Source organism: Inquilinus sp. Marseille-Q2685 (assembly GCF_916619195.1).
Taxonomy (GTDB): Bacteria; Pseudomonadota; Alphaproteobacteria; order DSM-16000; family Inquilinaceae; genus Inquilinus.
The window spans coordinates 1,803,592-1,815,774 of record NZ_CAKAKL010000001.1 but is presented as its reverse complement, the minus strand read 5'-3'; the positions used below and the strand labels follow the sequence as shown (position 1 = coordinate 1,815,774).

10 protein-coding genes are annotated in these 12,183 nt (G+C 68.7%); 3 read left to right on the top strand and 7 right to left on the bottom strand.

Features of this window, described 5'->3' with window-relative positions; all coding sequences use genetic code 11:
* Positions 1–14: 14 nt before the first annotated feature.
* On the top strand, positions 15–953 hold the full coding sequence (locus LG391_RS08645; RefSeq protein WP_225767570.1) for a Gfo/Idh/MocA family protein: 939 nt from the start codon (positions 15–17) through the stop codon (positions 951–953).
* A 100-nt stretch (positions 954–1,053) separates the two neighbouring features.
* Here the strand turns inward: LG391_RS08645 and LG391_RS08640 are convergent, their stop codons facing one another.
* A complete protein-coding gene (locus LG391_RS08640) occupies positions 1,054–1,458 on the bottom strand; it encodes a helix-turn-helix domain-containing protein (protein WP_225767569.1) in 405 nt (134 codons plus the stop codon).
* A gap of 99 nt (positions 1,459–1,557) precedes the next feature.
* On the opposite strand from LG391_RS08640, the gene LG391_RS08635 reads away from it, so the two are divergent.
* The gene (locus LG391_RS08635; protein ID WP_225767568.1) at positions 1,558–2,484 is read left to right on the top strand and encodes an NmrA/HSCARG family protein; all 927 of its coding nucleotides are present in this window, start codon (positions 1,558–1,560) and stop codon (positions 2,482–2,484) included.
* A 120-nt stretch (positions 2,485–2,604) separates the two neighbouring features.
* Here LG391_RS08635 and LG391_RS08630 read toward each other — a convergent pair whose 3' ends face one another.
* On the bottom strand, positions 2,605–4,803 hold the full coding sequence (locus tag LG391_RS08630; RefSeq protein ID WP_225767567.1) for a phosphocholine-specific phospholipase C: 2,199 nt from the start codon (positions 4,801–4,803) through the stop codon (positions 2,605–2,607).
* 450 nt (positions 4,804–5,253) lie between these two features.
* Here LG391_RS08630 and LG391_RS08625 point away from each other — a divergent pair, with 450 nt between their 5' ends.
* Entirely contained in the window at positions 5,254–7,551 is a 2,298-nt protein-coding gene (locus LG391_RS08625) for a TonB-dependent hemoglobin/transferrin/lactoferrin family receptor (protein WP_225767566.1), read from the top strand.
* Between the two features lie 177 nt (positions 7,552–7,728).
* Here LG391_RS08625 and LG391_RS08620 read toward each other — a convergent pair whose 3' ends face one another.
* From LG391_RS08620 to LG391_RS08600, 5 genes are all read right to left on the bottom strand, one after another.
* Entirely contained in the window at positions 7,729–8,535 is an 807-nt protein-coding gene (locus LG391_RS08620; RefSeq protein ID WP_225767565.1) for a class I SAM-dependent methyltransferase, read from the bottom strand.
* Positions 8,536–8,561: 26 nt separating this feature from the next.
* The gene (locus LG391_RS08615; RefSeq protein WP_225767564.1) at positions 8,562–9,107 is read right to left on the bottom strand and encodes a GNAT family N-acetyltransferase; all 546 of its coding nucleotides are present in this window, start codon (positions 9,105–9,107) and stop codon (positions 8,562–8,564) included.
* Between the two features lie 142 nt (positions 9,108–9,249).
* Entirely contained in the window at positions 9,250–10,833 is a 1,584-nt protein-coding gene (locus tag LG391_RS08610; protein ID WP_225767563.1) for an ABC transporter substrate-binding protein, read from the bottom strand.
* Positions 10,834–10,866: 33 nt separating this feature from the next.
* Entirely contained in the window at positions 10,867–11,358 is a 492-nt protein-coding gene (locus tag LG391_RS08605; protein ID WP_225767562.1) for a GAF domain-containing protein, read from the bottom strand.
* Positions 11,355–11,975 carry a helix-turn-helix domain-containing protein gene (locus LG391_RS08600; RefSeq protein WP_225767561.1) on the bottom strand — a complete coding sequence of 207 codons (621 nt, stop codon included), beginning with the start codon at positions 11,973–11,975 and terminating at the stop codon, positions 11,355–11,357. The genes LG391_RS08605 and LG391_RS08600 overlap by 4 nt, the downstream gene beginning before the upstream one ends.
* Positions 11,976–12,183 lie beyond the last annotated feature (208 nt).

Here is a 12,183-nt window from a genome sequence, read left to right as displayed (position 1 = left end):
ACGAGGAGAGAACTTTGGCCACCCACAAGATCGCCGTCATCGGCCTCGGCAAGATCACGCAGGACCAGCACCTGCCGGTGATCGACAAGAGCGGCGCCTTCGAGCTGGCGGCCGTGGTCAGCACCCGCGGCCTCAGCCATGGCGGGGTGCCGAGCTATCGCACCCCGGCCGAGCTCTACGCCGCCCGGCCGGATATCGGCATCGTCGCGGTCAACACCCCGCCGGAGGTGCGCCACGCCCTGGCCCGCGAGGCGCTCCTGGCCGGCAAGGACGTGCTGCTGGAGAAGCCGCCGGCGGCGACGCTGACCGAGCTGGCGGACCTCGAGGCGACGGCCGCGGCACGGGGCCGGGTGCTGTTCGCCACCTGGCATTCGCGCTTCAACCCGGCGGTGGAGGCGGCGCGCGACCTGCTGGCCGCGGGCGGCGTGCGCTCGGTCCGGATCGAGTGGCGCGAGGATGTCCGGAAATGGCATCCGGGGCAGGACTGGGTGTGGGCGCCGGGCGGCTTCGGCGTGTTCGACCCCGGCATCAACGCGCTGTCGATCTTCACCCGCATCCTGCCGTTCGTGCCCTTCGTCCGCAGCGCCGAGCTGACCTATCCGGCCAACCGGCAGACGCCGATCGCGGCCCAGCTCGTCTTCGGCAGCACCGATCCCGGGGCGCCGGCCCTCACCGCCGATTTCGACTGGCGCGAGCAGGGCGACGAGAAGTGGCACATGACGCTCGAGACGGCCGACGGCCGTTCGGCACGCCTGTTCAAGGGCGGCGCCGCCCTGTCGGTCGGCGGCACGGTCGCGGCCGAGGCGCCGAGCGAGGAGTACGAGCGGATCTACGCGCATTTCGCCGAACTGCTCGCCACCCGCCGCAGCGATGTCGACGGCTCGCCGCTGCGGCTGGTCGCCGATGCGATGCTGGTGGGCAAGCGGGTGAGCACCGATCCGTTCGAGTGGTGAGGACGTTTTCCAGTCCCTGGCCGTCAAGATCTGACGCTTCGTACTCTCCTCGGTCCTTCGAGCGTGGCTGCAGACGGAGCCTGGAAACGGCCGCTCCGTTTCAACGCCGGGCCTCGTCATAGGCATGGCGGCATTGCTCGATACGGGGCCAGTTGTCCCTGATCCAGGACGTGAAGCCCTCAAGCGCAGGCAGCATGCTCGCGCCCATTTCTGTCAGCTCGTACTCGACGCGCGGCGGCACTTCCGGGAAGTAGTGACGCACCAGAAGGCCGTCACGTTCCAGATTGCGCAGCGTGAGCGTGAGCATGCGCTGAGTAATTCCCTCGATACCGGCCTTGAGACTCGAGAAGCGGAGTCGATGCCCGGGCGTCACCGCGAGATGGCTCATGACGAGGATGGTCCATTTGTCGCCAAGGCGAGCGAGGACGCTGTGGGGGGCGCAGGGCCTGAACACGGGGCCCTGGCCGGTTTCCTCGTAGGGTCGTCCGTGAATCAACGGGTCCAAGGGTGCCATCCTTGTGCCTGAGGCAGAGAAATGTGCCGTCTTCCGGCCGTTCCACAGTGGTATATATGAGTAACCCTTGTTCAAACACGAGGGTATCTCATGTCCGATCACAAGCAGCCGATCCTGGTGTTCGGCGCCACTGGTCAACAGGGCGGATCGGTCGCTTCCGCGCTTCTCAGGGCGGGCTGGCCGGTTCGTGCTTTGGTGCGCAATCCCCGGTCAGCGAAATCGATCGCGCTGAACGACGCCGGTGTCGAACTGGTGCAGGGCGATTTTGCCTGTGCCCAATCGATTCGGGAGGGAATGAAGGGCGCCCACGGCGTCTTCAGCGTGCAACCAAGCTCGGGCCAGGGGCCCGATCTCGGGCTGACCGACGAAGAAGAGTTGCGCTACGGAATCGCAATTGCCGATCTCGCCGTCGAGAGCGCCGTCCAGCACCTCGTCTACAGCTCCTCCGGGGCCGTCGGCGACGAACCGACCGGCATGGGGCATTTCGATACGAAGGCCCGCATCGAGGCCCATATCCGCACGCTGCCGATCATCGCGACCGTGATCCGGCCGGTGGCTTTCATGGAGATGCTGCTGATGCCTGGCTTCGGCCTGGACCAGGGCCAGTTCAATTTCTTCGCCAGGAGAGACCAGCCGATGCAGCTTCTGGCGGTCGAGGATATCGGCAAATTCGTCGCGGCGATCTTCGCCGACTCTGGGCACTTCGGCGGCGCGACGATCGAGGTCGCAAGCGATACCGTTACAGGTCGAGAGCTGGAGGCCTTGTTTACCGAGGCCGCGGGTCGTCCCATAACCTATGCGCGCTTTTCCGACGAGGTCCTGTCAGCCAATTCCTTCCTCGCGAAACTGACCGAACTGTTCGATGCGGGACGCCTTACGGGGAAAGCGAACCTCGATGCCCTGCGGGAGATCAACCCGAATCTGCAGTCTTTCCGTTCCTGGCTCAACGGCACAGGTCGCGAGGCCTTTCAAAAGGCTCTCGGAACGGCGGGTGCGTGGGATTACGGGTACGCGTGACGATCCAGATCGGCCGAGCCCGTCCGCTCCCGATCGCCATCGCTGAGCGGCGGGCACGTTGGGTCCGTCGCGCAGGGGGAAAGGGCCCGCGCCGGCCCGGAGACCGGCGCGGGGGAGGCATCAGGCCTGGCCGACATCGCCCATGGCGGGGTCGGAGACGCTGGGCAGGCCGTCCTCCATGCGCCCGGCGAAGCGGCGGGTGAACAGGGCGTCGCCTTCGACCCGCGCGGTGAAGTCGTACCACTTGCCCGACAGCAGCAGCGGCAGATAGGCGGTCGACTGGCCGCGCGGCGGCACCAGCTGGCGCCACGGCAGGTCGAACAGCTTGTAGGCGTTGGCCTTCAGCGTGAACACGCAAGGCGCGTTGCCGCGGTTGGTCAGCTTGACGATCAGGCCGCAGGCGCGCTTGTCGTAGGAGACCGCGATCTCCGGCACCGGCTTGCGGCCGCCGGCGACGACGGTGCCGGTGAAGTGCCGGTGGAAGCCGTTCGGCCCCAGCACCCACAGATCGTACTTGCCGTAGTCGGGCGACGTGCTCCACTCGCCGTCCAGCTCCTTGCCGGCCTCGACCGAATAGCGCCGCGGCACCCGGTCGAGATGCAGCCGGTCATAGACATGGAACACGGCGCCGGCCCTGCCGGTGTTGGCGAAGTTCAGCCGCACCCGGTTGTCCCCGGTCTCGGCGTCGACGGCCAGCTCATAGGGCAGGGCGCGGGACGGGCGGACGCCGCGCGCCTGTCGCGGCGCCGCCTGGGTCGTCTCCGACGGCACCGGCACCTGCGGCAGCGTCTCCTGCTGCGCGCGCAGGGCGTCGGCCTGCGCCTTGGTCTGGGTCGGCAGCCGCGGCGGCCGCTCGGAGTTCGGGTTGAGGAAGTTGAAGGCCGAGGTCAGGTCGCCGCAGACGGCGCGGCGATAGGGCGGGATGTTCGGCTCCTGCACCTCGAAGCGGCGTTCCAGGAAGCGCAGCACCGAGGTGTGGTCGAAGGTCTCGGAGCAGACCCAGCCGCCGCGGCTCCAGGGCGAGACGATGTAGCAGGGCACGCGCGGGCCCGGGCCGAAGACACGCCCGTCCGGCTTCGGCTGGCCGGTGGTGCCGGGCGGCACCGGGTAGTTGAAGCGCTCGAAGGCGATCGCCTGGTCCGACAGGGTCGACGCGCCGGCCGGACTGCCGTCGGGGTTCAGCGAATGCACCGCCGGCGGCGGCACATGGTCGAAGAAGCCGTCATTCTCGTCGAAATTGACGATCAGGACGGTGCGGCTCCACAGATCCGGGTCGGCGATCAGCGCCGACAGCACCTCCTGGATGTACCAGGCGCCCTGCACCGGGCTGGACGGGCCGGGATGCTCGGAATACGTCGCCGGCGCCACCACCCAGGAAACCTGCGGCAGCCTGCCGGCCTGGATGTCGGCCCGGAACTCGACCAGCCGGTTGCTGGACGGGGTGGTCAGGGCGCTCTGCGGCATGGTGTTGCCGACGCCCTTGTACAGCGGCTGGGCCTGGTCCTGCGCCTGCGTCCAGGGGACGTAGGGCGCGCCGGTCGGGCCGTTGCCGACCGCCTCGCTGGCGCGGCGGTACTGCTTGAAGCCGACCAGCGGGTTGTCGCCGAAATTCTCCGGGATGTTCTGGTAGACCTTCCAGCTGACCCCAGCCTTCTGCAGCCGCTCGGGATAGGTCGTCCAGGTATAGCCCAGGCTGGACGGGCCGAAATCGTCCCACTCGTTGACCACGGCGGCGACGCCGGCGCCGGTCGCGCCGTTGGTGCCGGTCCAGTGGTACAGCCGGTTCGGGTTGGTGCCGCCGTGCAGCGAGCAGTGATAGGCGTCGCAGAGGGTGAAGGCGTTGGCGAGGGCGAACTGGAAGGGGACCTCCTCTTCCATGTAGTAGCCCATCGACTGGTTCTGCTTGAACAGCGGCCACTGGTTCATCTGGCCGTTCGCCCAGGCGTCCTGCGCGTCGTTCCAGCTGTGCGGCGTGCCGGTCACGCGCTGGGCGTTGCCGCGCCGCTCGTCCAGGTGATACGGCATCACCACCCGGTTGCCGTTCCACTGCTGGAACACGCTGCGCCCGTTCGGCAGCGGGATGGTGAAACGGTCGCCGAAGCCGCGGACGCCCGGGAAGGTCCCGAAGTAGTTGTCGAAGGACCGGTTCTCCTGCATCAGGATCACCACATGCTCGACATCCTTGATCGAGCGGGTGGCGTTGTGCGCCGGGATGGCGAGCGCCTGGCGGATCACCGGCGGGAACATCGACAGCGCGGCGGCGCCGCCGGCCGCGGCACCGGCCATCTTCAGGAAGTCGCGCCTGCTTTCGGATGTCATCTCGGGTCCTCGAAGAGAAACTCGACGCTCCGGTCGCGTCGGGGCAGTGGTCGCCGGACATGCACAACGGACAGCGCCACCCTCCGTCATGAATCCAAGGGATTCCGACGTTTGGTAATGCGCTGATCGAAATGAGGACCGGACCCTAGTCGAGGTTTGTTGCAGGCAGATGTCGCTTCGCTGGGTTTTCTTGAGAATGTTGTGGACGATTTCTGTTGCCGATGATGGCGAAAGGCTTGCGGATGCTTTTCGAATCTGGTTTCGTACTGGATCTCGATGATATTAAGAATGATTTGCAGAATATTGTTGACGTTTCGCCGCTGCCGCGGATAACTCACAGCCGGTCGCACGGGGTCGGCACAGCCGGACGCCGCGCCGCCATCCCGGTTTCGCCAGGTCGGATTGCCCCCAGCCGCCGGACTCGTTCTCGCGGAGTTGGGGGAAGTCGGCATGGTCGGAAGGGTTCGCGGCGCGCTGCGCCTGGGCGTGGCGCTGGGCGCATTCGGTCTGGGCGGCGGGGCCGTCCTCGCGCAATCGGCGCCGGACGCCGGGCCGTCGGCCGGGACGGTCCAGCCGGCGCCGGCCGGGGCGCCGCTGCAGCTGGAGCCGATCCCGGTCGCCGGCGCCGCGGCCGAGGACCAGCCGGCCTGGACCGACAGCACCGACCGGGAGGAGCTGGACCAGCGCTTCGTGCGCAGCTGGACCGATCTCGGCCGCCGCGTCGACGCCGGCGTGACCTTCAACCGCGCCAATGACAGCATCAACATCCGCGGCCTGGATGGTGACCGGGTGCTGACCACGATCGACGGCATCCGGCTGCCCTATCTGAACGACGGCGCCCGCGACGTGCGCGGCGGGCTGCGCAGCTTCGACTTCGACTCGCTGTCCAGGGTCGAGGTCATCCGCGGCGCCGATTCCAGCCGCTACGGCTCGGGCGCGCTCGGCGGCGTGCTGGCGCTCCGGACCTTCGATCCGGAGGACCTGCTGCTCGATGGCCGCGACTATGGCGGCCTCGCCAAGTTCGGATATCAGGGCGACGACGACAGCGTCGGCGGCAGCGCCGCCGTCGCCGGCCGCATCGGCAGCGACACCACTCTGATGCTGCAGGGCGGCTTCCGCATCGGCCATGAATTCGACAATCGCGGCAATGTCGGGGGCTATGGCGCCGACCGCACCAAGCCGAACCCGGACGACTACGACCAGCAGAACATCCTGGTGAAGCTGGCGCATCATTTCGAAGGCGGCCACAGGCTCAGCTTCACCGGCGAGTATTTCCGTCGCCAGGACAACATCGACATCAGGACCGACCAGGGGCCCGGCGAGAGCTATCTGATCGGCCATGACGACGGCATCGAGCGCAGCGAGCGCAAGCGGGCCTCGATCGACTACGACTACACGGCGCCGAAATCGGGCGGGCTGCTCGACCGGGCGCATCTGACGCTGTACTGGCTGCAGACCGAGCGGCTGGACGGCAATGACGGGCTGCGCAGCGTCGATTCCCGCGCCGGCATCATTCCGGGCGACCCGTTCCAATACGGCTATCCCAGCGGCCGCTACGAGCGCCGGAACCGGATCGAGCAGACGCTGTGGGGCCTGAACGGCGAGGCCGAGAAGTCGGTCGACCTGGCCGGCCTGCCGAACCGGCTGACCCTCGGCGGCGAGTACTACCACATCGGGGTCGAGCAGCATTCCGGCGGCTATGACAACTGCCCGACGACGACCCGACCGGCGATCTTCGGCCCGCGGCTGTGCGACTTCCTGCACAGCAACCAGGCCGACATGCCGGAGGTGCAGGGCAACACCGTCGGCCTCTACGCCGAGGACGAGATCGCCATGTTCGGCGGCAAGGTGAAGATCACCCCCGGCCTGCGTTTCGACTGGTACGAGCTGAACCCGCAGGAGACCGCGGCCTATCGCGATAATCCGAATGCCGGCGACCTGCCGTCATCGTCGTCCGACAGCGCGCTGTCGCCGAAGGTGATGGTGTCCTGGCAGGCGCTGGAGGAGGTGACCTTCTATGCCCAGTGGGCGAAGGGCTTCAAGGCGCCGACCGCCGACCAGCTCTATCTCGACTACGGCGGCCCCGGCACCTATCTCCGGCTCGGCAACCCGGACCTGAAGCCGGAGACCAGCAGCGGCTACGAGATCGGCGCGCGGCTCGGCGACGACGATCTCGGCGGCTCGATCACCTGGTTCGACAACTGGTACCGCAACTTCATCGACGCGGTCGACGTCGACCCCGAAAGCGTCGGAGTGCCGTCCGGCAGCTACCCGCTCGGCGTCACCGCCTATCAGAACCGGGCGCGGGTGCGGATCTACGGCATCGAGGCGGCGGCGCATTGGCGCTTCGGCGACGGCTGGCGCAGCTGGGCGTCGCTGGCCTGGGCGGTGGGCCGCGACGAGGGGGCGGACGTCTATCTGAACTCCGTGCCGCCGCTGCGCGCCATCGTCGGCCTCGGCTACGACGCCGCCAGCTGGGGCGCGGACGCCTCGGTGACCATGGCGACGAAGCGCGACAAGGTCGAGGAGGACACCCAGTTCAAGGCGCCGGGCTACGCCATCGTCGACGTGACCGGCTGGTGGGAGCCGGAGCGGCTGAACGGCGTGCGCATCCAGGCCGGCGTGTTCAACCTGTTCGACCGGAAATACTACGACGCGCTGAACGTGCCGGACGACCCGACGCAGCCGCTGCGCTATTACACCGAGCCGGGCCGCAGCGTGCGGCTGAACCTGACCTACCGGTTCTGATCGGCGAGGGGGCCGTCGCAGCCGATCGCCTCTCAGAGACCGTTTGGAAATACTACTGGCGCGGCCGTCTGACGGCGAACTCGAAGCTTCCGGTGCTCACGCACCAAACGTGCGCTGCGCTCCGGTTCTCGAAACCACCACCAGCCGACTCACGCCAGCGCATTTCCAAACGGTCTCTCAGGAGGTCGGGCAGACACCGCGGCAGGCCCACGCGACCGCGACGAAGGACCGGGGGCCGTCGGGCTGGCCGCCCTCATAGGCGGCTCTGACCGCGGCATCGGCCTCGGCGCGGTCGGCCTGGCCCAGCGCGGAAACGAACTTGCCCAGGGGGCCTTCACCCGCGGCGATCGGTTCCCAATAATCGTCGAACGACCGATAATCCATGCGGATCGCCAGCGACGTCTCCTGCACGTCCAGCAGCCCCTGCCCGATGAAGCACTGCCTCATTTCACCGGGCCGCATCATCGGCTGGAACAGGTATCGGCTGCGTGCCTCACGGGCGGCACTGCTTTGCGCGGCGAGGGTGTCCCACGTCATCCGCATCGACGGCAACCCTCCGAGATGGTCCCAGACCGCCGCGGCCACGACGCCGCCCGGCCGGACCACGCGGCGCATCTCCGAGACCGCCTTCGCCGCGTCGGGGACGAAGTGCAGGACGAGCAGCGACAGCGCGCGGTCGAAGCCGCCGTCCGGGAAGGGAAGGGCGCAAGCGTCCGCCTGCCGGATGCCGATCCGCGGATCCTTGTTGCGGCGTGTCGCTTCCTCAACGAAGACGGGCGAGTAGTCGATCCCGACGACCTCCCGCACCGCCGCCGCCCGCGGAAGCGCAAAAGTCAGGCTGCCCGTCCCGCAGCCGACGTCGAGAACCCGCTCGCCGTCCTCCAGGCCCGCGAATTCGATGAGAAGGGGCGCGAGCTTCCGGCTCCAGCGCCCCATGAGCTGCTCGTAGCCAGCCGCGTGCTTGACGGTGAAGCTCGATGGCATCTTGGCCTCCAGCCGGAGCCCTCAGTCTAGCTCATCCGTTGGCCCGGCATAGGACGTTCCAGCAGGATCACCGGATGGTCCTTGTAGGTGATGCGGCCGATCTCGCGATAGCCGCAGGCGCCGGCCAGGCGCAGCGACGGGGCGTTGTCCGGGTCGATGATGCAGACGCTGCGGGCCCAGCCGCGGGCGTCGGCCCAGGCCAGGGCGGCACGCACGGCCTCGCCGGCCAGGCCGCGGCCCTGGGCCCAGGGCGCCAGGATCCAGCCGCCCTCCGGCGCGCCGTCGAAATCCGGGCCCAGGCCGCGCCGGAAATCGGCGAAGCCAACCTCGCCGACGAAGCGGCCGGTGGCGCGGTCGCGCACCGCCCAGTAGCCGAAGCCCAGCAGCCCCCACAGCCCGCCATAGCGCAGCAGCCGCGCCCAGCTTTCCTCGGGAGTCGAGGGGCGGCCGCCGATGAAGCGGGTCACCCCCGGATCCGCCCACATCGCCGCGAGGTCGTCGAAATCCTCCGCCCGGTGCGGGCGGAGGATCAGGCGTTCGGTCTCGATGGTTCGGTCAGTCATGGTCGTCATATGATGGCTCTCGGGCGATGTCACCTGCCGCCACAGTCATCGCGAGGAGCGAAGCGACGTGGCGATCCAGGGGCCGGTGCGAGCGGCCCTGGATCGCCACGCCCCTGCGGGGCTCGCCATGACGGTGAAGAGCAGCCGGCTCTCAGTTCTTCGTCACCAAGCGATAATAAATCTGGTCGGTGGTCGCTCCGTTGGCGTAGCCCTGCACGGACTTCGCCATCGCCACCTGGCTGACCGCCTGGAACATGATCACGATCGGCGAGGATTCCTGCACCTTGCGCTGCAGGTCGACATACATGGCGTCACGCCTGGCCGCATCGCGCTCCTTCAGCGCCGCCTCGGTCTCGGCGCTCAGCTCCGGCACCAGCCAGCTGTTGCGCCAGGTGGTGGTGCTCTGCGGCGCGTCGTCCGCGTTGTTCACGTTGTAGGCGAAGGCGCCGGCGTTGGAATGCGGGTCCATGAAATCCGGGCCCCAGTACAGCAGCACCGCCTCATGGTTGCGGGCGCGGTACTTGGTGATCACCTGGCTGCCGGTGCCGGGCACCAGCTCCAGCGTGATGCCGGCCTGGGCGAAGGTCGACTGCAGCGACTGCGCGATCTCGGTGAAGGGCGGGCTGGAGATCACGTCCATCTTGATCGTCAGCCCGTCCTTGACGCCGGCCTCGGCCAGGAGGGCCTTGGCCTTGGCGACGTCGAGCTTGAACGGCGTGTCGTTCACCGCGCCGGGGAAGCCTTCGGGCCAGAAGGCCTGGTGCACCTTCATCTGACCGCGCAGGAAGCTCTTGGTCATGCCGTCATAGTCGACCAGGTACCGCACCGCCTCCCACAGCTTCGGGCTGCGCAGCGCCTCGACCTTCTGGTTCAGGGCGAAGAAGTGCACCGCCGCCTGCGGGTAGGTGCCGATGGCGATGCCGTCCTTGCCCTCCAGCGCCGCCACCTGGTCCGGCGTCAGGTCGCGCGCCAGGTCGGCATCGCCGGCCTCCAGCAGCAGGCGCTGGGTCGCCGGCTCGGCGACATGGCGGTAGATCACCGACTTCATCGCCGGCGCGCCGCGGAAATAGGACGGGTTGGCGCGCAGCATGATCGATTCGTTCGGCTTGTAGGCGCGCAGCGAGAACGGGCCGGTGCCGGCCGAGTTCTGGCCCAGCCAGGCATTGCCCAGGTCGCCGTCCCTGGCGTGCTCCATCACCGTCTTCTCGTCGACCACCGAGGCGGGGCGGGAAGCCAGGACGTTGAGCACGAAGCTGGGGGCGAAGCCGCCGCTGACGGTGACCGTGACCTCGGCCTCGCCGGTCTTGCGCACCATCTGCTCGACGTTCTCCGGCGTCCAGCCCAGCTGGGTCAGCAGGAAGGCCGGCGCCTTGTTCAGCTTGACCGTGCGGGCTAGCGAGAACACCACGTCCTCCGGCCGCACCGGATTGCCGCTCTGGAACGCCACGCCCGGCCGCAGCTTGAAGATCAGGGTCTTGCCGTCGTCCGACACCGCCCAGCTCTCGGCCAGCCCGCCGACCAGCTTCTGCATGTCCTCGGCCTCGTACTGTACCAGCCGGTCATAGGTGTTGGTGACGATCTCGCCGGAGGTGAACTCATAGGCCTGGGCCGGATCCAGGCTGACGATGTCGTCGATGTTCTTGGCCACCACCAGCGCATCGGCCGGCGTCGCCGCGACCGCGGGAAGCGGCGCCAGGAGCGCCGTGGCGAGGAGGGCGGATATGAGGCTGCGCATGGTCTGTCTCCCTGTTGTTATTCGCGAATTCCGTCAGAGCAGGGCCGGCACCAGCAGCGGGGTCAGCCAGCGGCCGCGCTCGGCGGCGGCCTCGTCGTAGCGGCCCTCGGCGTCCAGCACGTTGACGGTGCCCAGCACCTTGCCGTCATAGACCACCGGGAAATTCAGCACCGCGCCGCAGCCCAGCGAGCCGATCAGCTCATGGTCCGGGAACACCTCGGCGATCTCGGCCAGGGTCCGGCCCAGGAACACCTCGCGCCGGCCGATCACCTGGGCCGACCAGCGGTTCTCCTGCATCGGCTTGCGGCCGGTGACCGGGTAGGCGGCGGCGTCGTTGGTGTAGACCCGCTCCGCCTCCGCGGTCTCCGCCCGGAGCGCCATGATGGTGAACAGCTTGTGGCCGAGCAGCGCCCCGTAGGCGGCGTCGGCGGCGCGGAACAGCGCCTGCGGCTGGCCCGGCTCCGCCTGGGCGGCGGCCAGCGCCGCGACGGAAGCGGCCACCTTCGGGTCGGTCAATGTCGTCATGGCTCGTCTCGCAATCGGTCGAAGATCGGGGCCGTCCCGGTCCACAGCACCCGGGTCCAGCCGTCATGGGCGTTGCTCCAGCGATGCGCCCGGCCGGCCGGGTAGTGCAGGCTGTCGCCGGCGTCGAGGCGGATGCTCTCGCCGCCGATGCCGACCAGCAGCGATCCCTCCAGCACGAAGGCGATCTCCTCGCCCTCATGCTGCACCGCCTCCGACGCATAGCCGGGCGGCACGTGCACCAGCACGGCGTTCAGCGCCTGGCCGGGGAAGGCGGCGCTCAGCCGCTCGTAGCGGATGCGGTCGGGCGGGGCATCGGCGTCGCCGATGGCGAAGACCGGACGCTCGCCGCGGCGGGTCAGGCCGCTCGCCGGGCGCGGCGCGGCGAGGAAGGCGTCGAGCGGGACGCCGAGGGCGCCGGCGATGCCCGACAGGGCGCTCAGCGACGGCGTCGCCAGGTCCCGCTCCAGCTGCGACAGGAAGCCGACCGACAGGCCGGCGCGGCGGCCGAGGTCCTTGAGGGTGAGGTCGAGCGCTCGGCGCCGGGCCCGGATCGCCCGGCCGAGATGCGGCACGGCCGCCCGAGCATCGGCTGTCTCTGCTGCCGCGTCCCCCGCCATGAGCCCCCCGTTGTTGTCAACGAGCCTAGTCGGAATTTAGCTGCCATCAAAATTTTTTTGATGGCAGGATGCCGGCGCAGGGAACGTTACCCGGAGGACCGGGGCTGCGGCTTGACTCCGGTTCGACACGGCCCGGAAGATGGGCCGACCCCGGAGGCCTGCGGGCCGTCCGGTCTCGTTCCGTGGTCATGGACATAACGAACAGGGA